We start from the raw sequence: 21,335 nt of genomic DNA on the forward strand, positions 1-21,335 counted from the left end.
TCAGGCGACACCGGATTTCCGCGCCGCCACAGCCTGACGGTGTTTCGGACGGTGTTCTTGTGGCGATTTGCTGGAAACCCGCGCAGGCGTTTCTGCAACGCTCCCTATCAGCATCCGCATTCGGCGCCCGGCCGCGAAGTCTGGCGCCGTCGCATTTTCGGCCTGTCTGAGCTGTCTTCAGACCCTGTTGATCACAAGAGGCGGCGTTCCGCCTGGAGCACATAGATGGACCGTATCCGCATTACCGGCGGCGCGACGCTCAACGGCGTCATCCCGATTTCCGGCGCCAAGAACGCCGCCCTGCCGCTGATGATCGCCAGCCTGCTGACGTCGGAAACGCTGGAGCTGCACAATGTGCCTCGCCTCGCCGACGTGCAGCAGCTGCTGCGCATTCTCGGCAATCACGGCGTCGACACGGCGATCGCCGGCAAGCGGCCGGGGCAGACCTCGGAGACCGGCCAGAGCATCCGCCTGAAAGCCGCGTCAATCATCGACACCACCGCGCCCTATGAGCTGGTGTCGCGCATGCGCGCCAGCTTCTGGGTCATCGCGCCGCTGGTGGCGCGCGCCGGCCGCGCCCGGGTTTCCCTGCCCGGCGGCTGCGCCATCGGCACCCGCCCCGTCGACCTGTTGCTGATGGTGATGGAGAAGCTGGGAGCGAAGGTCGAGATCGAGGGCGGCTACGTGGTCGCGACGGCCCCATCCGGCGGCCTCCGCGGCGCCCATATCGATTTCCCCAAGGTCACCGTCGGCGGCACCCATACGGCGCTGATGGCGGCTGTGCTCGCCGATGGCGAGACCGTCATTGATAACGCCGCCCGCGAGCCGGAAGTGGTCGACCTCGCCGACTGCCTCAACGCCATGGGCGCGCGCATCAGCGGCGCCGGCCAGTCGCGCGTCGTCATTCAGGGCGTCGGCAGCCTCGGCGGGGCCAGCCACACGGTGCTGCCGGACCGCATCGAAGCCGGCACCTACGCCATGGCGGTGGCCATGACCGGCGGCGAAGTACTGCTGGAAGGCGCGCGGCCGGAGTTGTTGCAGTCAGCCCTGGACATCATCGTCAGGACCGGCGCCGACATTACGGTCAGCAACGAAGGCATCCGGGTGCGTCGCAACGGCCACGGCATTGATCCGGTTGACGTGACCACTGAACCCTTCCCCGGCTTCCCCACCGATCTCCAGGCCCAGTTGATGGCGCTGCTGACCCGGGCGAAGGGCACGAGCCGCATCCGTGAGACCATCTTCGAGAACCGCTTCATGCACGTGCAGGAGCTGGCCCGCCTCGGCTCACGCATCCGCCTTGACGGCGACGTGGCCTGGGTGGACGGCGTCGAACGGCTGACCGGCGCGCCAGTGATGGCCACAGATCTGCGCGCTTCCGTCTCGCTGGTGATCGCGGCTCTTGCCGCCGACGGCGACACCACCGTCAACCGGGTCTACCACCTGGATCGCGGCTTCGAAGCGCTGGAAGCCAAGCTTGGCCGCTGCGGCGCCCAGGTGGAGCGCCTCTCCGGCGACTGACGTCTTCACGTTTCCCGGCTTTCCTGACGTTCGCCATGTGCAAAGAAAAGGGCGGAGCCGCTGGCTCCGCCCTTTTTGTTGTCGTTGGCAGGTCCGAAGCTGAAACCACGCGGCCCTGAGGCAAAGCGCGGCGACAGCATGCGAAACGCCTCGCATCCAATGCCGGAACGAAAATCCGTATTCGCGCTCCGGCAATTTGCGGCTCAGTAAGCCACGGCGCCGCGCTTGACGCCGAAACCGGGGATATCGCACTGGCACGGCGCGTTGCGGGGCAGCATCATGCCGGTCGGGCAACTGCCGCGCGACGTGACGCAAACACTGCCGCGCGGACCGCCGCCACGGGAGTCACGGCCCCGATCATAGTCCCTGCCGCGCCGGTCATAGTCCCGGTCACGACGATCATAATCCCGGTCACGCCTGTCATAGTCGCGGTCATAGCCGCGACGATCGTAATCGCGGTCGCGGCGATCATAGTCACGATCCCGCCCCCGATCGTAGGCGGGCGGCGGCGGTGGCGGAGGTGGTGGTCGGAACGCCGGGGGCGGCGGTGGCGGAGGCGGCGGCGGCGGCGGCCTGAACGCCGGCGGTGGTGGTGGTGGCGGAGGCCTGAACGCCGGGGGCGGCGGCGGCAGTGGCGGTGGGGGCGGCGGCGGCCGGAACCCGGGCGGCGGCGGCGGCGGGCGCATGCCGGGCGGCGGCGGCGGGCGGCCATCATCCGCCGGCTGGGCGGCGGCGATCTGCGGCAGCATCATCGCCGCCATCGCCGCGACTGTCACGGCCATCGTCACTGCCCTTGTCGTCGCCCTTGCCGTCCGGGCCACGCGCCCCGTCAACGAACGGAACCTCATGGGAATTCTCCTGACCCTGCCCGCCGAACGGTTCGGCGCGCCTTTCGGGTTATTGCTTCCAGCGTTTCCTGCCGGATTGTGACGCGCCCGCGCTTGTCGGCCGCGCCAACGTCCGCAAACGTTATCAATCATGATATATGCACAGTTCGTTACAAGCCGCGCGCCAGACGTCGTTCCCGCATATGTTTCCTCTGGTCTGAGGTTTTCCTTGTTCAGATCAGGGTTTCAACGCCAGCCCGACAGGCAACCATGAGCCAACTGACCCCCGACGACAGCACGCCCCTTGGCCTGATGGCGCTTGACGCCGAAGACCTTGCGGTGATTTCCGCGCACGTTCAGGACGCCGTGCTGCGGCCCGCCGACATCGTCTGGCGACCGGGCGATGGGCTGCTGGTCCTGACCTTGCGCCGTTTCGACTGGTCGTCGCCGGCCAGACGGCCGCAACGCCGGCTCAGCGCCCTGCATTTCGGCCGCGTCGCCCGCGTCGTCCACAAGGGAATGGAGCCCTCCGCCGGGGCGCTGAATCTGCTGGCAATTTCCTTCGAACCAGGCGAAGCCCCGTCTGGCGCATTGCGGCTGGATTTTTCCGGCGGCGGCGCCATCCGCGCCGAGGTCGAATGCATCGAGGCGCAGCTGAAGGATCTGGGACCGGTGTGGGAAGCCATCCGGCGTCCCGCCCATGAAACCGACGGAGAGCATTGACATGGTTGATACAGGCCCCGGGGCGCTGCGACTGGACGCCCGCCAGGACGGCTTCCAGCATGCTTTCGCCCGCCTGCTCGGCCAGAAGCGCGAAACCTCGGTGGACGTTGATGAGGGCGCGCGCGCCATTCTCGCTGACGTGGCGGCGCGCGGCGATGCGGCTGTCATCGAGCTGACGGCGAAGTTCGACCGGCTGGACATCTCCGGCGGGCGCATGCGGGTCGGTCCCGGGGAGATTGCCGCCGCCAGGGCTGCCTGCAAGCCGGAAGAACTGGCCGCCCTTATCGTCGCCCGCGACCGCATCGAGGCCTATCACTGCCGTCAGAAGCCGCAGGACGACAGCTTCACGGACGCGCTGGGCGTCACCATGGGCTGGCGCTGGACGGCCATCGACGCCGTGGGGCTTTACGTGCCCGGCGGCACGGCCAGTTATCCGTCTTCGGTGCTGATGAACGCCGTGCCGGCCCGCGTCGCTGGCGTGCCGCGCATCGTCATGGTGGCGCCGACCCCGGACGACGCCATGAACCCGCTGGTGCTGGCGGCGGCTGACCTCGCCGGCGTGGACGAGATCTACCGCATCGGCGGCGCCCAGGCGATCGGCGCCCTTGCCTATGGCACGGCCACCATCGCGCCCGTGGCCAAGATCGTCGGGCCAGGCAACGCCTGGGTGGCGGCGGCCAAACGCCGGGTGTTCGGCACGGTCGGCATCGACATGATCGCCGGCCCGTCCGAGGTGCTGGTGATCGCCGACGACCACGCCAATCCGGACTGGATCGCCGCCGACCTGCTGGCCCAGGCGGAGCATGACGCGGCGGCGCAGTGCATCCTGATCACCGACAGCCCAAGCCTCGCGGACGCCGTGGAAGCTGCCGTGCAGCGTCAGCTGAAAACCCTGCCTCGCGCCGCGATCGCCGCCGCCAGCTGGCGCGACAATGGCGCCATCATTCTTGTCAGCGATCTGGATGACGCCGCCCCGCTGGCCAACGCCATCGCCGCCGAGCACCTGGAAATCGAAACCGCCAATGCGGCGGAACTGGCGGCGCAGGTGCGCAACGCCGGCGCGATCTTCCTCGGTTCGCACACCCCGGAGGCCATTGGCGATTATGTTGGCGGCCCCAATCACGTGCTGCCGACGGCGCGGTCGGCCCGCTTTTCCTCCGGCCTCGGCGTGCTGGACTTCATGAAGCGCACCTCGATACTGTCGTGTTCGCCGGAGGCGCTGCGCCAGCTCGGACCGTCCGCCATCAGCCTCGCCAATTCCGAGGGGCTCGGGGGGCACGCCCGCTCGGTGGCTATCCGCCTCAATCTCTAACGACGGGAACCATGCGCCAGCGCAGGATCCGTTCACCTTGGACGGATCCGACCGGAAGCGCTCTGGCAGGGCCGGGAAGGAGCCGCCATGTCCGCAAGCGGAGATTCGTCAGGCGCGGCTTCCGCCCGGAACCGGCTGGCGTCCGTCAGGCTGGACGATCAGTCGATCGGCCGCGGCGCCCCCGAACAGGAGCACGAGCGCAACGCCGCCATCTGGGACATTGTGGAAAGCAACAGCTTCGCGGTGCCGGATGTCGACGCTGGCCCCTATGCGCTGGAACTCGCCATGGTGGAAAAACGGCTGGCGTTCACCGTGCGGCAGACGCCGGAAGATGGCGAGCCGGCCGGCAGCGGCGCGCTGGTGGCGGCGCACTATCTGTCGCTGACGCCGTTCCGGCGGGTGATCAAGGACTACGAACTCGTCTGCAACAGCTATTTCGCTGCGGTGCGCTCCGCCTCGCCGCAACAGATCGAGGCGATCGACATGGGCCGGCGCGGCCTGCACGATGAGGCGGCGACGCTGGTGCAGGAACGGCTGGCCGGCAAGCTGACGGTGGATTTTGACACCGCCCGCCGCCTGTTCACCCTCATCTTCGCCCTGCACTGGAAGGGCTGAGTTGACTGCGGTCCTCCCGTCTGAGGCGCCGGGTCAGGCCGCGAAGGCGCCCATGGAGCCTGTGAAAACGCGGGTGCAGGCGGTGCTGTTCGTCTGCGCCCTCAACGCCGTGCGTTCGCCGATGGCGGAGGCGCTGGCCCGGCATTATTACGGAAAGAGCATCTATGTGCAGTCCGCCGGGGTGCGGAAGGATGATCTCGACCCGTTCGCCGTCGCCGTGCTGGACGAGATGGGGGTGGACGCCAGCCGCCATCGCCCGCGCACCCTCGATGAGCTTGAAGAGTACGAGGGGCTGAATTTCGACCTGATTGTCACCCTCTCGCCTGAGGCGCACCACGCGGCGCTCGAACTGACGCGCACGCTGGCGGTGGAGGTGGAGTACTGGCCGACGGCTGACGCCACGGCGATGCATGGCTCGCGCGACCAGATGCTGCAGGCCTACCGCGCCGTGCGCGATCATCTGCAGAAGCGGATTATCGCACGCTTCCGCGACCAGGTCTGACAGGAACGGTCGCTGGCGCAATGTCGCTGGTGCGCCGGGCGCATGTCGCCCGGATCATATCAAGGGCAAACTGGAACAAGGGGAGCGCTAATGCATCCCCTCGCGCATGCCAAAACCCAATGGGTCTGCCCCCCCTGATTTTGGTTCGACGCGCAGGCGGCGCAGGACGTTGCCTGCAAGAAGCGTTGCCCGCAACGACGCGCGTCACGCAGGACCAGGCGTGCAGATCCCGGATGCGCCAGAGCAGCGTCACGACCTGGCGTCAGATGCCGCCCCCGACATCCGCATCGGCGCTGGCCGCCCGCCGGCGCTGGGCCAGCCGTCGCATCAGCCAGCCAAGGCCAACCACCAGCAGCACGCCCGCCGCCTCGACTGGAAGCTTCCAGATCGCCACGGCGTCGGCTCCGAGCGTTTTCACCATCCACGGATCGGTAATCAGCATGCCGCCGGCCACCCAGCCGAGCAACGCCGCGCCGGCCCAGATCAGGATGGGGAAGCGGTCGATGGCCTTCACCAGGATATTGGCGCCAAAAACGATCAGCGGGATCGACAGGGCAAGGCCGAAAATCAGCATGCCGATGTGATCCTGGGCCACCGCGGCGATGGCGATCACATTATCGAGGCTCATCACCGCATCGGCGACGACGATGGTCCAGACGGCGCCCCACAGTTTGCCCGACTCGCGGATTTCGTCGTGCTCGTCCTCCTGCCCCTTGGTCAGGCCGACGGCGATGCGCAGCAGGAGGAAGGCGCCAATGACCTTGAGGAACGGCACCTGCAGCAACTGGATGACCAGCAGGGCGAAAATCACGCGCAGGATAATGGCGGCGCCGGCGCCTAAAATAATGCCCCATTTGCGCTGTTTGGCCGGCAACCCCCGGCAGGCCAGGGCAATGACCACCGCATTGTCGCCCGACAGGACAAGATCGATCCAGATAATCTGGAGCGCAGCGACGATTTCAGGCCACCAGGCAGACATGCAGTATCCTGACGTTGAATGAACCGCGATGTGACGAGGTCCGGGCGCGGCGATGCGTGAGGATTTACCCGCAGGCGCCCCAATGCGCAAATAACAGGCGCAAAGCCGGTTTCGTGGGCGCGGCGCCCTCGCCTGTCGGGAAAACGCTCACGCGGCCCGCCCCCGGCGCCGGGAACGGCGCCCCTGCCCTCCAGGTTACGAAATGACGCCGCCCGCAGCGCCCGTTGCCAGGCGCGGCGGGCGCGATGCTCAATCGCCGAAGGCGCCGTAGGCCAGGTTGCGGAACAGGTGCCGGTACTCCTCGCGCTGGTTCGGCGGCACCTGGATCATCAACAATGCGAAGAACTCCTCCTCCGGGTCGATCCAGAAGGTGGTGCCGGCAATGCCGCTCCAGAAGAACTGCCCCGCCCCGCCCGGCGACGGCGCCAGGCCATCGTGGGTGCGCACGGCGAAGCCGAGGCCAAAGCCGTGGCCCGGCGGCAGGAGATCGGAGCCGACCGGCGTGCCCTCTGGCAGATGGTTGGAGGCCATGAAGCTCACGGTCTTGCGGCTCAACAGCCGCGTCGAGCCGAGCACGCCGCCATTCTGGATCATCTGGATGAAGCGGGCGTAATCCATCGCCGACGACACCAGGCCGCCGCCGCCAGACTCGAACTGGACCGGCTTCGTCACGTCGAGCAGCTTCACCGCCTCGCCGGTGTCGGGGTCCTGCGGCAACGGCTCGGCCAGCCGGTGGAGCGAACCTTCCGGCACATAAAAGCCGGTGTCGTCCATGCCGAGCGGATCGAAAATGTGCTCGCGCAGGGCGTCGCCAAGGGAGGAGCCGGTGACGACTTCGACGATGGTTCCCAGAATATCCGTGGAGCGGCCATAGTCCCACTGGGTTCCCGGCTGACTGTTGAGCGGCAGCTGGGCCAGGGCTTCGGCGTGCTCCATGCTGGTCCAGTTGCGCCGGAAAATCCGGGCGTCCATGTACATCTGCTGCAACTCGGGCATCGCGAGGAATTCGTAGCTGAGGCCCGACGTGTGGCGCAGCAGGTCCTGCACGGTCATCGGCCGCGCCTGATCCTCCAGCGTCAGCACGCCATCGCGCTTCACCGCCACCTTCGTGCTGGCGAACGCGGGAATGTATTTGGCGACCGGATCCGAGATCAGCAACTGGCCGCGCTCCACCAGCATCATGATCATGGTGGAGACGATCGGCTTCGTCATGGAATAGCAGCGGAACAGGGCGTCGGTCTGCAGGTTCTCGCCCGTCGCCGGATCGCGCATGCCGACAGCGGAGAAGTGCGCCACCTTGCCGAAGCGGGACAGCATGGTCACCGCGCCGGCAAGCCGGCCCCGGTCGACATGATCGCGTAACACGGCGTTGATCCGCTCGAGACGCTCGACGGAAAAGCCGGCTTCCTCAGGCCTGATGGTCGGCAAATTGCTCATGAACGCTGAAACTCCCGAATGTCCGGCGTCCGGCCGGAGAGATTTTTCAAAAGAGCGAAGATTATTTCCAGGCGAAGACCGGCTGCTCCAGTTCGTGCACGCGGGTGTCGCGGCCGGCGAGCACCTCGCGGAACTGGTAGATCACCGCCGCCGTGGGCGCATGGATGTGATCATCGTCGATCCACAGCCGGATGACCTGGCGGGGGCTTTCGGGAATGGTGACGAAGCTGACGATATCCTCGCGGGCCACATGCGCCAGGGGAATGAAATGGACCGAGGCCACCTCGGCGGGGTTAGGAACAATGGCGCGGGGATCGCCGGCCCAAACCACCACCGGGGTCATCAGGTAGCCGGAACGGGTGGGATAGTCATCGAGAACGCCGAGCACCGCATCGGCGCTGAGGGCAAGGCCGATTTCCTCAGAGACCTCACGCAGGGCCGCCTGGACGATGGTCTCCCCCGGATCGCAGCGGCCGCCCGGCAAGGCCCACTGGCCGCCGTGGGAGCGCAGCGTGCGGGCCCGGCGGGTGAGCACGAACGCCAGTTCGCCGCCGCCGCGCGGATGCTCGACCACGGTGATCGCCACCGCCGCGCGCTTCAACCCTGCATGGCCATCATGGTCAGCAAGTCGCTCAAACCCCGAAATCAGCCCGGTCATCCGGGCGCGAACTTCGTCAAAACTCTCAGTCACAGCAAAACTCTCAGACACGCCTGTCGCTTTTCATGACGGCGCGCCAGCCTCTCAAAAGCGTTTTCCAGCAAAGCGAACGCCACCTTGCGCGTGGAAAACGCATCCAGTCAGAGAGACAGAGAAAAACCCAGTTCAGCGTGAACGGCTTTTTCTCCGGCTGGCGCGCCGGTTGCTCCTGCCGCCCGGCCCAGGGCGCATTCCAGCCGGATCAGACCTTCTCCGGTTCAGTCACGAACTGACCGCGCAGGGTCGGCTTGTGCACCTTGCCGGTGGCGTTGCGTGGCAGCGCCTCGACAAACGCGACGTCGCGCGGGCACTTGAAGCGGGCGAGGTGAGCGCGGCAATGCTCATGGACCTGCTGCTCCGACAATTGCTGCCCCGGCTTCACCACCACCACCGCGAGGCCGCTTTCGCCCCAGCGCTCGTCCGGAACCCCGATGATGGCCGCCTCGGCGATTTGCGACATCCGGTAGAGCACGTCCTCCACCTCGGCCGGATAGACGTTCTCGCCGCCAGAGATGTACATGTCCTTCCAGCGGTCGACGATATAGAAGAAGCCGTCAGCGTCGACGCGGGTCGCATCGCCGGTGTGCAGCCAGCCATCGGTGAAGGATGTGGCGTTGGCGTCAGGCCGGTTCCAGTAGCCCGGCGTGACGTTGGGGCCGCGCACCCACAGCTCGCCGATCTCACCCGCCGCCGCCTCGGTCCCATCCTCCCGCATCACGCAGACTTCAGTGTGCAGCACCGGCTTTCCGGCCGAGCCTGCCCGGACCGCGGCGTCCGCCTGGTCGAGCGCCAGTACGGCGGGGCTGGTCTCCGTCATGCCATAGCCCTGCTGCAGGGCGACGCCGCGCTGCTCCCAGATGCGCAGCAGCGGCACCGGCATCGGCGCGCCGCCGACGCCGCCGACCCTCAGGCCCGAGAAATCGGTTTTGTCGAAATCCGGATGCTGGCACAGGAACTGGTAAATCGACGGCACGCCAAACAGCAGGTTCAGCCCCCATGCCCGCTCATGGATCAGGCGCAAGGTCGCGCCCGGATCGAAAGCGCGCATGATCAGAACCACGCCGCCGGCGTGCAGGGTCGGATTGACGTAGCAGTTGAGGCCGCCGGTGTGGAACAGCGGCAGCACCAGCAATTGCACCGTGGTCTGGTCGACGCCGGCGATGGCGCCAAGGTTGACGCAATTGAAGAACGTCATGCCATGGGTGATCATCGCCCCCTTGGGGCGGCCGGTGGTGCCGGAGGTGTACATGATGGTCGAGACGTCATCATGGGTGACCTCGGCCCAGGCCCGTTTGGGCAAGGGCTGGGCCGCCGCCAGCGCCGCCTCGTAGCTGGCGTCGAACTGCAGGCTGGACGGGGTCTGGCACGCGGCCGCGACCTCAAGTGCCGTCGGCGCCAGCTCCGCGTCATGAATCATCACGCGCGGCGCGGCGTCGCCAACAATGTAAGTCAGTTCGGAAACGGTGAGACGGGTGTTCAGCGGAACGAAGATGGCCCCGAGCCGGCCACAGGCGAACTGGACCTCAAGGGTTTCGGGCGCGTTGTGGGCCAGCACCGCGACGCGGTCGCCAGCGGTTACGCCCAGACCGGCAGACAGATGCGTCGCCAGCCGACCGATGCGGTCATGCATCTGCGCGTAGGAAAACTCACGACCATCCGCCAGATTGACGACCGCCAGCCGCTCCGGCGTGCGCATCGCGTGATGGGCGATCCAGTCGTAGTAACGAACCGTCATACAGTGTCCCTCCCGAATACATTGGCCGCTCCATCTTGTTGGTTGCCGGGAGCGTGAACCAAGATTTCTACGAAACACACCGCCAGGCAAGGCCCGACGAAAGCCGCAGACGGCGACAGGGCCCGGCGACGCGAGCCCTGGAGTGCTTTCCAACCAGATGGAAGCGTCCGCGCGATCAGGGCCCCTCGAACAGGAGAGCCTGGATCGGCTTCCAATCCGGTTGGTCAGGCGACGGACCACACCGCGCCAGCCATGACGTCAGCGCAAGGTTCGCACAGCAAGCCCGCACATGACGCATTTGTTATAACGTCCGCAACGCTGCACAAATCGCCGGGAGCAATATCAGGTCCGGCGCCCATGCACCCCCAACCTTCCCGCAACAACCTGGCGCTCGTCACGCTTCTTGGCCTGATCTGGGGCCTGAACTGGCCGATCGTCAAATTCGCCATTCTCGAATACGGCCCATGGACGACGCGGGCGCTGAGCCTGTCCGGGGCCGCGCTTGTGCTGGTCGCGGCGTCGCTCTGGCGCGGCCAGAGCCTGCGCATCAGCCCGCGCGACTGGTGGCGCGTGCTGGTTCCCGCCATTTTCGGCATGGCGCTGGTCAACATCCTCAACGCCTGGGCGCAGATGGTGATGGAGACCGGGCGCGCGGCGATCATCGCGTTTTCGATGCCGGTGTGGGCCACGGCGATGGCGGTGTTCTTCCTTGGCGAGCGACTTGACGCCCGCAAATCGCTCAGCCTGGCGCTTGGCGCCGCCGGTCTGCTGGCGCTGGCATGGCCGGCCCTCGCCGCCGGCGGGCTCTCGGCTGGCCTGGCGCTGGCCCTTGGTTCGGCGATGTCCTGGGCCTGCGGCGCGGTCTTCATGAAGCGCTTCCCGATCAACGCCCCGCCACTGATCGCCGCGACCTGGCAGATCGGCGCCGCGGCCGCCATTCTGACGCTGGGAATGCTGGCCTTCGAGGGGGCGACTATTCCATTCCACGGATTGACCAACGGCTTCCTCGGGCTTGCCTACAATATCGTCGCCGCGCAGGCGATCGGCACGTGGATCTGGTTTGGCGTGTTGACGCGATCGCCGGCCTCCGTCGCCGCCATTGGCACGCTGATGACGCCGGGCGTCGGCGTGATCGGCGCCATGCTGATGCTGGGCGAAACGCCGGCCCTTACCGACTGGCTGGGCCTCGCGCTCGTGGTCAGCGCAAGCGCCATCGTGCTGCTGCGCCGCGCCCCCGCCGGCCATCCCGCGCCTGTGACAAAAACACCACCGCCGCCCTGCCCCGCATCCTGTGGCGACGGGCAGCTTCTGGCGCCCGCTCCCACCGCGCGATAAGGTGCCCCGTCCAACGGTTGAGGCTGGGGGACGCCCCCAATCCCGACCGGCCAGCCGCAGAGCCGAAGGCGCGCCGCGCAGGGTCTGACTGCAGGTTTAACTGCGCCTGTTCTGGAGCTACGCTGCGTCATGCGCCGACTATATGTGCTAGCCGTCACCGCGATCGCCGCCGCCCTGCTGGCAGGATGCAGTGGTCGCGCCCGGAATGTGTTGCAGCCGGAACAGGGAGCCGTCTATCCGGGCGCCACGCCGGTCAGCATGCTGGTGGCCACCACGCGCAGCCCGGATAACGCCCTCCCAGGCCAGATGTTCACCGGCGAGCGTTCCGATCTGCTGAATTTCGCCGAGATCACCGTCTCCGTGCCGCCAGCTGGCGCGCGCAAGGTTGGCGACGTGCAATGGCCCCGCCAGTTGCCGGCCAATCCGGCGACTGATTTCACCACCCTGTCCGCCAGAATGTTGACCGAGTCCCAGGCGATGGCTGCGTTCAACCAGCGCATGCGCAAACAGCGCCAGCGCAGGGTGCTGGTTTTTGTGCACGGCTATAACACCAGCTTCGAGGACGCGGTTTACCGGTTCACCCAGATCATTCACGATTCCGGCGCGCCGGCCATGCCCGTGCTGTTCACCTGGCCCTCGCGCGGCCGCCTGCTCGCCTATGGCTTCGATCGCGAGAGCGGCAACTTCTCCCGCGACTCCCTTGAGAAGCTGCTCGCGGCCCTCAACAGTGATCCACAGGTGGGTGAGATCGCCATTCTCGCCCACTCCATGGGCAATTGGGTGACGCTGGAGGCGTTGCGTCAGATGGCGATCCGCAACGGCCGCATCGCGCCCAAGATCAACAGCGTGATGCTGGCCGCGCCCGACGTCGATTTCGACGTCTTCCGCCGGCAGATCGCAGCCATTGGTCCGAAACGGCCGCCATTCGTCATCTTCACCTCGCAGGATGACGAAGCCCTGGCGTTTTCACGCCGCGTCTGGGGCCGCACCCGCCTCGGAGCCATCAACCCCCAGGCAGAGCCCTATCGCTCCGAACTGAAGCGCGACGACATCGTCCTGATTGATCTCACCGGGGTCCAGTCGTCGGATTCCATCAACCACGGCACGTTCGCCCAGTCGCCCCAGGTGGTCCAGATGATCGGCAGCCGGCTGGTCGCCGGTCAGGCCCTCAGCGACTCTGGCGTGGGGCTTGGCGACAAGCTGGGACGGATCGCCGTGGGCGCGGCCTCCACCGTCGGCACGGCCGCCAGCATCGCGGTGTCGGCGCCGATCGCCATCATCGATCCGAAGACGCGCGAAGGTCTCGGCGACCAGTTCGAGGTGCTCGGCTCCAATGTCGCCGACACCCTGCCGCTGCCGCGCGGACAAACCAACGCGCCGCTGGCTCCGCGCTGATGCAGCGCGCGGCCCGGGCCCATCCCCCTGAAGCCACGCCGTGAAATCGCCACGGCTGGCTGTTCCGCTACGCCAGGTCGCGAAGATGCTGACGCATCCGCGACCTGCAAAGTTCAAATCAGCGTCACGCGCGGCCCGCAGGACATGCTTTGCGCAGCCCGGGCTTCGCCAGAACGCAATGAGCCATACGCGTCGCGTTCTGGTATCAAGCGTGTGATGACGCGCGGCCCCTGATGTGGCGCCATCCGGGCGTGGACGTCGCGTCCTGTTTTGCCGAACTGTTCTGGGAGAACCGATATGGAAGCCACTATCGACCGCCGCCAGCAGCGCCTGAAGCGCGCCGCACGGATCACCGTGCGATGCGGCGCATTGCTCGCCGTGGCCCTGTCGCTCGCCGCCTGCGACAAGTGTGGACGCGCCACGCCGATCAACAAGCCCTGGAGCTCCGCCTGCGAGTCTGGCCCGTCCACCAACTGAACCGGCTTTGGACTCCGCGACGCCTCAATGAAAAAACGGCCCCGAAACGGGGCCGTTTTCATTTTGCAAGACGATCCCCGCCAGACGATCAGCGGCAGATGCGACGCGGGCCGTGCGGGGTGTGCTGCACCACGCAATGGGGCGCCCGGCGCGGCGCATGATAGTGGCGCGGCGGAGGCGGCGGCGGACGGTGGGCGTGCGGACCAGCAGCACGATAGCAGCGGCCGCCTGGCCCCCGGTACATGCCGTGGCCACATCCGCCGGCAACGGTCGACACCATTGGCGCGCCCTCGCCTCCAAGGACGCCGGCGCCGGCGCCTGCCGGAGCCGCCATCGCGCCCGACGCCGCCATCAACACGCCGGCGATTGCGGCGAAACCGGCGATGCGTGCGCCAGACAACATTGCAGATGCAGTCTTCATACGTTTCTCTTCTTTATACAGGGTCCCGGGCCTTGCGGCCTGTCGGCCTTGCCGGTCAGCGCTCCGGCCCGGAAACCATTGGTGTGTTGTTACAAAATACCCGCCAGAGCGTTGCCTGGCGCAGGGCAGCCGCTATTCCGGAAATTCCTTAGCGGCAGACGCGGCGCGGACCGTAAGGGGTGTGCCGGACGAAGCAGCGCGGCGGACCATAGTAGCGCGGCGGCGGCGCATAGCGCGGCGCAGGCGCATAACCGGGGCGGCCGTAGGCGCAACGGCCAGACGGCGTCCGCCAGCCGCCGGCGCCACAGCCCTGGGCGACATGGGTCACATAGCCATCCGCCTGCGCGGGCTGGGCCAGACCCGAAGCCGCGGGCATGGCGAATGCGCCCGAAGCGAAAAGCATGGCGCCAGCAAAAGCGCTGGCGGTCAGGGCGAATTTCATTGTCACTCCTCCGCAATCATTCCTGCAGGGAAACGCCTGTCTCCCTGATTGGTTGCATCAGACCATCGGTTTTCGGCGCAAACATGAAAAACCGCAGGCAGTTGCAGACAAGAGAAGAAGGCGTGAATAATAGTTAACAAATGGTATTCCCATTTGCAGACAGGCATTTGGGCGCACCGGCTGGATTCATCGCGCATTCATCATGGCGAACAAATGGCGAATTCTGTTCAAATAATCTCTGCCGCCCCCGTCTTGTCGGATGGAGCTGGCGACGTGGGAACACTCGTCCCACCCTGCGGAAAACAACGCCGGGCTGGAGAACCCGCCCGGCGCAACGACATTCACACAAGGGCGCCTTCCGGCAAGGGCGCCGCCTTCGTCAACGAAAGCGCGGGGACGCCGCCAGGTGTCAGCCGGCTTTCTTCGCCGCCAGCAGGTCGCGAATTTCAGCGAGCAGCACGACGTCGGCGGGCGTCTCCGGCGTCGCCTCTTCCTTCGCCTTCAACCTGTTGATGCCGCGCACCACCAGAAACAGGATCCAGGCGACAATCATGAAGTTCACCGCCAGGGTGATGAACCGGCCATAGCCAATGACGGCGCCCTGCTTCTGGGCTTCAGCATAGGACGTGGCGGTGACGTCCTTGCCCAATGCGATGAAGTGATTGGTGAAATCGAGGCCGCCGGTAACCCAGCCGATGATGGGCATGAAAATATCCGCCACCAGCGAGTTAACGATGCCGCTGAAAGCCGCGCCGATGATCACGCCGATCGCGAGATCAACGACGTTGCCGCGCATGGCGAATTTTTTGAATTCACTCAACATCCTGCTTTTCTCCTCAAGATCGGCGTCGCGATGCCTGGCCGGCCCACGTCCAGCCTCCTGGCTCCTGACGGCGAGCCGCCCCCAGGCCGCGAGATGCTTGCGCCCGCCAAAGTTTGGTCTCACCTTCTTTGCTGGATAACCTGGTAAAGGTTATTGATCGTTACACAAACGCGCGTGCAACCTTGCCCTGGACAGGTCGGCCCTCAATCCTGTCGCTCCACGCGGCGGGCCCGCCACCCCAGACGACAGGAGTCCCATGCCCGACAGCTGGATGGTGATCGCCGCCGCGTTACTTTATCTGTGCGCGCTTTTTGGCGTCGCGTGGTTTGGCGACCGGCGCGCCGGGCGGTGGCTCGACGGGCGCCTGCGGATGTTGATCTATCCGCTGACCATCGCCGTCTACTGCACGTCCTGGACATTCTACGGCTCGGTCGGGTTCGCCGCCCGCTCCGGCCTCGACTTCCTGATGATCTATATCGGACCGGCGCTGGCGCTGGTTCTCGGCGCCCGGCTGATCATGCGCATCATTGCCCTCAGCCGCGCCCAGAACATTACCTCCGTCGCCGACTTCGTGGCGGCCCGCTACGGCAAGAGCCAGAAGGTCGCGGCCATCGTCGCGCTGATCGCCGTCACCGGCTCGGTTCCCTATATCGCCCTGCAGCTCAAGGCCGTCTCGGTTTCACTCACCGCGTTTCTCGCCGCCATCGACGGCAAGACCGCATCGTGGATGGAGTGGATCAGCGTGATGGCGGCGGTGGTGCTGGCGCTGTTCGCCGTGGCGTTCGGCACCCGGCGGGTCGACGCCACCGAACACCAGCAGGGGCTCGTCGCCGCCATCGCCGTGGAGTCTGTCGTCAAGCTGGTCGCGTTTCTCGCCGTCGGGCTGTTCATCACTTATGTGATGTTCGGCGGCGTGACCGACATCGTCGCCCGCGCCGACGCCACCTCGCCCACGCGTTTTCTGGAAATGACGTCCAGCCCGCTCAATCTGGCGACGCTGGTGCTGTTGTCGGCCTGCGCCGCGCTGCTGTTGCCGCGCCAGTTTCACATGATGATCGTGGAGAACCGCCGGGTGAGCGACGCGCCGCGCATGGCGTGGATGTTCGCCGCATATCTGGCGTTGATCAACCTGTTCGTCATCCCGATCGCCCTCGCCGGCATCTCGATGTTTCCCAACGCCACCGACCGGGACATGACCCTGCTGCAGCTGCCGCTGCACGCAGGCGCCGGCTGGGTGGCGCTGCTGGCCTTCATCGGCGGCCTTTCCGCCGCGACGGCCATGGTGATCGTCGACTCCGTCGCCCTGGCGATCATGATCTCCAACGACCTGGTCATGCCGGTGTTGCTGCGCTGGCGTTCGGCCCGGGCGGCGCGCGGCCTGCACATCCGCTCCGGCATGGGCCCGGTGGTTTTGGGCATCCGTCGCTGCGCCATCGTGCTGGTGATGGCGCTGGCCTGGTTTTACAATGAAAACGCGGCGAACGCGGCGCTGGCGGCGACCGGGCTGCTGTCATTCGCCGCCATCGCCCAGATCGCGCCGCCTTTCATCGGCGGCCTTGTCTGGCGGCGCGGCACGGCGCTGGGGGCGGTGGCCGGGCTCAGCGTCGCCTGGCTTGCCTGGGCCTGGATGCTGCTGCTGCCGGCGATCGCTGACCCGCAGAGCCTGGGCAGTTCCTTCCTGACTGGCCCCTTCGGCCTGCGCATCATCAATCCAGCGGTGTTGACCGGGGCCGGTCCGGAAAATATCACCCCCGGGGTCCTCTGGAGCCTTGGCCTCAATATTGTCTTCTATGTCACCTGTTCCCTGCTACGCCCGGCCAGCGCCATCGAGCGCCTTCAGGCCTATGCCTTCCGCTCGCCGGAACCGCGCATGAGCCAGAGCCCGATGCCGGTGCGCGGAGTCGCCACCTTTGATGACCTGTATGACGCCGTGGCGCGTTATCTCGGCGAGGATCGCGCCCGCTCGGCCTTCGCCGGTTTCAACGCCACCCGTCAGGAGCCAGCCAGGGGACCGGCCCCGGCGGACATCCAGACCATCCGTTTTGCCGAACACCTGCTGGCGTCCGTCATCGGCGCCGCGTCGTCGCGCCTGATGCTGTCGCTGCTCAACAGCTCCGACAAGCTGTCGTCGAGCACGGCGATGGCGTTGCTGGACGACGCCTCCGCGGCCATCCAGTACAACCGCGACGTTCTGCAGAACGCCCTCGACCACGCCCAGCAGGGCATCACGATTCTCGATCACGACATGCGGATCCTGGCCTGGAACCAGGCCTTCGTTGATCTGTATGATCTGCCGCCGGACTTCGTCCGCGTCGGCGTCGGCCTCGACGCGGTCGTGACCTTCAACGCCAGCCGTGGAGCCTATGGGCCGGGCCACGTCGACGATCTCGTCGCCGACCGGCTCGCCAGCCTGCTGAGCGACGGGCCGCCGGCGCGCGTCAAGCTCTATCCTGGCGAGAGCGTCATCGAAATCCGCTCCAACAAGCTGCCGGGCGGCGGCTTCGTGACGACCTACACGGAAGTGACGCGGGAGGTGGAGGCCGAGGAAGCCCTGGAGGCCGCCTACGCCACGCTGGAAAAACGCGTGGAAGAACGCACCCAGGAGTTGATGCGCCTGAACGTGGCGCTGACCAGGGCAAAATCCGTCGCCGACGAGGCCAACCAGTCGAAGACCCGCTTCCTGGCCGCCGCCAGCCACGACATCCTGCAGCCGCTGAACGCCGCCCGCCTCTACGCCGCCGCGCTGGTGGAGCGGCCTGAAGGCGCCGGCGAGGCCCGCCCGATGATCGACAACATCGTCGGCTCCCTCGACGCGGTGGAAGAGATCCTCACGGCGCTGCTTGACATCTCACGCCTCGACGCCGGGCAGATGCGGGCTGAATTTTCAATTTTCCCGATCGGCCCCCTGCTCGACCAGTTGCAACGCGAATTCGCGCCCATGGCCCGTGAGAAGGGCCTGACGCTGAAGGTGTTGCCATCGTCGCTGCACGTGCGCTCAGACCGGCGGCTGCTGCGCCGGCTGCTGCAGAACCTCATTTCCAACGCCATCAAATATACGCCGTCAGGCAAGGTGCTCGTTGGCTGCCGGCGCCATGGCGACCGTCTGCGCGTCGCCGTCGCCGATACCGGCCTTGGCATTCCTGAGTCGAAGCAGCGCCTCATTTTCCGCGAGTTCCAGCGGCTTGACCAGGGCATGCGCGAAGCGCGCGGCCTCGGCCTGGGTCTGTCCATCGTCGAGCGCATCGCCCACGTGCTCCACCACAAGGTGTCCGTCGTCTCCACGCCAGGGCGGGGCTCGCTGTTCTCTGTGACGATGCCGGTGCGCGAGCCGGTGGCGGCGCCGGAGGTCAACCGTCCCACGCCAGCCCCGGCCACGCCCCTGACCGGCATGCGCATTCTCGCCATCGACAATGAGCCTGCGATTCTGGAGGGCATGCGCGCCCTGCTGGAAGGCTGGGGCTGCGAGGTGGCGACGGGCGGCAGCCTCGATGAGGCCAACCGGGCGATCGGCGCGCGCCGCTTCGCGCCGGATATCGTCATCGCCGACTATCATCTGGATGAAGGCGACGGCCTGGAAGCAATCACCCGCCTGCGTTGGCGGCTGGGGCCCGGCCTGCACGCCGTGCTGCTGACCGCCGACCGCTCGCCGGAAGTGCGGGCGGAAGCACAGAGGAAAAACGCTCACGTGCTGCACAAGCCGTTGAAACCGGCGGCGCTGCGCGCCCTGCTGACCCAGTGGCGGGCGCGGATGGAATGAAACAGCGCCACGAATGCGTCAAGGCAAAGCCTCGCTCCTGAACCTGGCCTTCATTCGATTTCTTTGACGCACTTTCTTCACGAAAAGCGGAGTCCACTTCTCTCGAACATGCTCCGTTGGCCTGCTTCCGACATTCGCATCCCCTGATACAGGGCGGTGGAGCGAATACCGGACGCAAACGCCAAATTCGTTCCACTAGAGCAGTTTTCGATCAATCTGGATCGCAAATTGCCCCAGTTTTTATTTTGAGCGAATTCTGATCGATCGGCCAATTCCGGCTGATCGGAAAGCGCTCTAGCGCGTCCCCAGAATCAGCGTGATCATGATGGCGGCGAAGCAGATCATCATGATCGCGCCAACAATCACCCCAACCAGCATGCGGGCGGTGATCCAGGCGCCAGCGACGTTGCCCGCCACGCCCGCGACGCCCACGACGCGATCAGGCCGCGCCGCGCTATCGTCGGCGACGGGATAGCCGCAGCCAGGGCAGGCAGGCGCCCGGTCAGAAATCTGGCGACCGCATTCCGGGCATGAAATCAGTGACATGAATTTTCCGTTTCTGGCAATTTGACGGTCAGCGCGCGCCGGGTCCGGCGCCGATGATGATCTCGACGCGGCGATTGCGTTGACGCCCCTGCGGGTCATCCGAGCCGTCGGGACGATTGTTGGCAACCACCGGGCGGGCCTCGCCAAAGCCCGCTGTGCGCATACGCCTTGCCGCAATGCCCCGCGCCGCCAGCCAGGCCCCGACGGACGCGGCCCGCTGGCGCGACAGCCCCAGATTGTAGACATCCGAACCAATGGCGTCGGTGTGTCCCTCGATGCGCACCGGCGCGTCGCGATAAGCCTTGAGCAGCTCAGCAATGCGCCCCAGAATCGGCCGGGCGTCGGCGCGAATATCCGACCTGTCAAAATCGAACAGCACATCGCCAGGCACGGCGATCACAATGTCGCCCTGCATCTCCCGCGCGCCCAGTTCGCCCAGCAGTTTCTGGGCCCGCAGGCGGGAGTGCGGCGCCACTTCACGGATGCGGAAGGACGACTCATCTCCCCGGCCGGCGACAGCCGACGTCTTCTCCCGCTGGCGCCACAGGCTGTGCGGCCCATCGCGGAGGCGCCATGTGCTGGCGCCCACGGGGCGTTCGGCAATGCGACCGGTCCGGTCGCCGAGAGTTCCTGCCCCGCGAGTGACCTCATAGTCGGCCAGCGCCGGACTGCAGGAAAAAACCACGGCGGCGATGCACGCCGGCAGACGGATCCGTCCCCACATGGATCAGCGCGCTTCTGCGAGCGACAGACGCAGGATCACGCCGGGGGCGTTCTGGTCGTCGCCCTCATTGCCTTCATTGAAGCTGAGAGTCACCTGTTTCGTCCCGTCAGGAATCTGTCCCGGAAACACCAGTTCAGCGTCGATGGTCTGGCCGTTGGCGATGGTGAGGTAGCGGTTGTCGTCCGGCTGGCGCAATTGCAGGCGCTGGCCGTCGCCCAGATCAAGCGTGGCGTTGGCCTCATTGAGGTTGACGCGGCTGGTGCGGCGGCTGTCGAAGGAGGCGACCAGATGGACGACGGTCGCGTCCTCGCCAACCACGATCTTGCGCACCTGGATGGTGACGCCGGCCGGAACGCTGGCCTGTCCGCCTGAAACCTTGAAGGTTTTTTCTGATGCGGACGCGGCTGGCGCGGCCTCCCCCACAGGAGCCGCGGCGCCGGACTGGACGCCGGACTGGGCGCCGGACTGGGCGAGGACAGAGGCGCCAGACATCGCCCAGGCCAGAGCAAGGACAAAGGTCAATACACTGGCGGCGCGGGCGGATTTCCGGAGGCTGGAAGCACATGCGGTGGTTTGCCTGGCGACTGTCGGCATCGTCGCGAGCATCATGAAATCACCTTCCCTGTTTGTGCAGACGGCGGCTGTCTGTCTGCCTGTTCCGCGCCGCTGCGCCTGGCCTGCGTCGCGGCGCAGCCGTTCTAACCCGGCCTGCGTCGGGGGCGGGATCAAAAATACGCCATGGCGGCCGCATCCGCCCCATTCCACGGACGTGTGAACGCGCAACGGGCCGGGGTGGAGGAGCCAGAACAGGCTTTGACTGCAGGGGGCGCCCCAACGGGGCGACGCGGCGGAGCCGGCGCCAGAAACTGTTCGGCCCGTCCAGGCGGCTGCCCCATGCGGACGCCTGCGGCGCCTGAACAAAACACAACGTGATGCAGGCGTCACAACCAACATGCCCTATCATCACGCCATGACGCTACCCAAACGGAGGCAACCATCACGTATTAGGGCAGTTTTCGATCAATCTGGATCGCAAACTGCTCCAGTTTTTTTGTTTTGAGCGAATT

Annotated in this window: 21 protein-coding genes; 9 read left to right on the plus strand and 12 right to left on the minus strand. The window is 66.4% G+C overall.

Annotation, left to right across the window (positions count from 1 at the left end; translation table 11 throughout):
• The first annotated feature begins 225 nt into the window (after positions 1–225).
• The gene (murA, locus tag IE243_RS14970; RefSeq protein WP_191320192.1) at positions 226–1,521 is read left to right on the plus strand and encodes a UDP-N-acetylglucosamine 1-carboxyvinyltransferase; all 1,296 of its coding nucleotides are present in this window, start codon (positions 226–228) and stop codon (positions 1,519–1,521) included.
• Between the two features lie 5 nt (positions 1,522–1,526).
• On the opposite strand, the gene IE243_RS23790 is transcribed toward murA, so the two are convergent.
• Together IE243_RS23790 and IE243_RS14975 are read right to left on the minus strand one after the other, a co-directional pair.
• Positions 1,527–1,661 carry a hypothetical protein gene (locus IE243_RS23790; RefSeq protein ID WP_280514602.1) on the minus strand — a complete coding sequence of 45 codons (135 nt, stop codon included), beginning with the start codon at positions 1,659–1,661 and terminating at the stop codon, positions 1,527–1,529.
• A gap of 63 nt (positions 1,662–1,724) precedes the next feature.
• A complete protein-coding gene (locus tag IE243_RS14975; RefSeq protein ID WP_191320222.1) occupies positions 1,725–2,369 on the minus strand; it encodes a hypothetical protein in 645 nt (214 codons plus the stop codon).
• A 249-nt stretch (positions 2,370–2,618) separates the two neighbouring features.
• Here IE243_RS14975 and IE243_RS14980 point away from each other — a divergent pair, with 249 nt between their 5' ends.
• The 4 genes from IE243_RS14980 to IE243_RS14995 all read left to right on the plus strand — a co-directional run bounded on the left by IE243_RS14980 (position 2,619) and on the right by IE243_RS14995 (position 5,500).
• Entirely contained in the window at positions 2,619–3,071 is a 453-nt protein-coding gene (locus tag IE243_RS14980; RefSeq protein ID WP_191320193.1) for a DUF2948 family protein, read from the plus strand.
• Position 3,072: 1 nt separating this feature from the next.
• On the plus strand, positions 3,073–4,383 hold the full coding sequence (gene hisD / locus IE243_RS14985; protein ID WP_191320194.1) for a histidinol dehydrogenase: 1,311 nt from the start codon (positions 3,073–3,075) through the stop codon (positions 4,381–4,383).
• Between the two features lie 87 nt (positions 4,384–4,470).
• Entirely contained in the window at positions 4,471–4,998 is a 528-nt protein-coding gene (locus IE243_RS14990) for a UPF0262 family protein (protein WP_191320195.1), read from the plus strand.
• A gap of 52 nt (positions 4,999–5,050) precedes the next feature.
• Positions 5,051–5,500 (plus strand): arsenate-mycothiol transferase ArsC, encoded by a 450-nt coding sequence (locus tag IE243_RS14995; protein WP_191320196.1) that lies wholly within the window; start codon positions 5,051–5,053, stop codon positions 5,498–5,500.
• Positions 5,501–5,762: 262 nt separating this feature from the next.
• Here the strand turns inward: IE243_RS14995 and IE243_RS15000 are convergent, their stop codons facing one another.
• From IE243_RS15000 to IE243_RS15015, 4 genes are all read right to left on the minus strand, one after another.
• Positions 5,763–6,479 carry a TerC family protein gene (locus IE243_RS15000; RefSeq protein WP_191320197.1) on the minus strand — a complete coding sequence of 239 codons (717 nt, stop codon included), beginning with the start codon at positions 6,477–6,479 and terminating at the stop codon, positions 5,763–5,765.
• Between the two features lie 249 nt (positions 6,480–6,728).
• The gene (locus tag IE243_RS15005; RefSeq protein WP_191320198.1) at positions 6,729–7,916 is read right to left on the minus strand and encodes a serine hydrolase domain-containing protein; all 1,188 of its coding nucleotides are present in this window, start codon (positions 7,914–7,916) and stop codon (positions 6,729–6,731) included.
• Positions 7,917–7,977: 61 nt separating this feature from the next.
• The gene (locus IE243_RS15010; protein ID WP_191320221.1) at positions 7,978–8,574 is read right to left on the minus strand and encodes an NUDIX hydrolase; all 597 of its coding nucleotides are present in this window, start codon (positions 8,572–8,574) and stop codon (positions 7,978–7,980) included.
• 241 nt (positions 8,575–8,815) lie between these two features.
• The gene (locus IE243_RS15015; protein WP_191320199.1) at positions 8,816–10,348 is read right to left on the minus strand and encodes an acyl-CoA synthetase; all 1,533 of its coding nucleotides are present in this window, start codon (positions 10,346–10,348) and stop codon (positions 8,816–8,818) included.
• Positions 10,349–10,705: 357 nt separating this feature from the next.
• Here IE243_RS15015 and IE243_RS15020 point away from each other — a divergent pair, with 357 nt between their 5' ends.
• From IE243_RS15020 to IE243_RS15030, 3 genes are all read left to right on the plus strand, one after another.
• Entirely contained in the window at positions 10,706–11,683 is a 978-nt protein-coding gene (locus IE243_RS15020; protein ID WP_191320200.1) for a DMT family transporter, read from the plus strand.
• Positions 11,684–11,812: 129 nt separating this feature from the next.
• Positions 11,813–13,078, plus strand: a complete 1,266-nt coding sequence (locus IE243_RS15025; protein ID WP_191320201.1) for an alpha/beta hydrolase — start codon at positions 11,813–11,815, stop codon at positions 13,076–13,078.
• A 297-nt stretch (positions 13,079–13,375) separates the two neighbouring features.
• A complete protein-coding gene (locus tag IE243_RS15030; RefSeq protein ID WP_191320202.1) occupies positions 13,376–13,555 on the plus strand; it encodes a hypothetical protein in 180 nt (59 codons plus the stop codon).
• A gap of 88 nt (positions 13,556–13,643) precedes the next feature.
• Here the strand turns inward: IE243_RS15030 and IE243_RS15035 are convergent, their stop codons facing one another.
• The 3 genes from IE243_RS15035 to mscL form a co-directional block, all read right to left on the minus strand.
• Complete coding sequence (locus IE243_RS15035; protein WP_191320203.1) at positions 13,644–13,976, minus strand: hypothetical protein; 333 nt, start codon at positions 13,974–13,976, stop codon at positions 13,644–13,646.
• A 148-nt stretch (positions 13,977–14,124) separates the two neighbouring features.
• On the minus strand, positions 14,125–14,418 hold the full coding sequence (locus tag IE243_RS15040; RefSeq protein ID WP_191320204.1) for a GCG_CRPN prefix-to-repeats domain-containing protein: 294 nt from the start codon (positions 14,416–14,418) through the stop codon (positions 14,125–14,127).
• A gap of 409 nt (positions 14,419–14,827) precedes the next feature.
• Complete coding sequence (gene mscL, locus IE243_RS15045; RefSeq protein ID WP_191320205.1) at positions 14,828–15,241, minus strand: large conductance mechanosensitive channel protein MscL; 414 nt, start codon at positions 15,239–15,241, stop codon at positions 14,828–14,830.
• Positions 15,242–15,497: 256 nt separating this feature from the next.
• Here mscL and IE243_RS15050 point away from each other — a divergent pair, with 256 nt between their 5' ends.
• A complete protein-coding gene (locus tag IE243_RS15050; protein ID WP_191320206.1) occupies positions 15,498–18,998 on the plus strand; it encodes a hybrid sensor histidine kinase/response regulator in 3,501 nt (1,166 codons plus the stop codon).
• A 294-nt stretch (positions 18,999–19,292) separates the two neighbouring features.
• On the opposite strand, the gene IE243_RS15055 is transcribed toward IE243_RS15050, so the two are convergent.
• From IE243_RS15055 to IE243_RS15065, 3 genes are read right to left on the minus strand one after another with little or no spacing between them, the layout of a single operon-like run.
• Positions 19,293–19,544: a zinc ribbon domain-containing protein gene (locus IE243_RS15055; RefSeq protein WP_191320207.1), complete on the minus strand. Its 252-nt coding sequence runs from the start codon at positions 19,542–19,544 to the stop codon at positions 19,293–19,295.
• A 28-nt stretch (positions 19,545–19,572) separates the two neighbouring features.
• Positions 19,573–20,268: an OmpA family protein gene (locus IE243_RS15060; protein WP_191320208.1), complete on the minus strand. Its 696-nt coding sequence runs from the start codon at positions 20,266–20,268 to the stop codon at positions 19,573–19,575.
• A gap of 3 nt (positions 20,269–20,271) precedes the next feature.
• The gene (locus tag IE243_RS15065) at positions 20,272–20,877 is read right to left on the minus strand and encodes a hypothetical protein (RefSeq protein WP_191320209.1); all 606 of its coding nucleotides are present in this window, start codon (positions 20,875–20,877) and stop codon (positions 20,272–20,274) included.
• Positions 20,878–21,335 lie beyond the last annotated feature (458 nt).

The organism is Camelimonas fluminis (genome assembly GCF_014656355.1).
GTDB classification, from domain to species: Bacteria; Pseudomonadota; Alphaproteobacteria; order Rhizobiales; family Beijerinckiaceae; genus Camelimonas; species Camelimonas fluminis.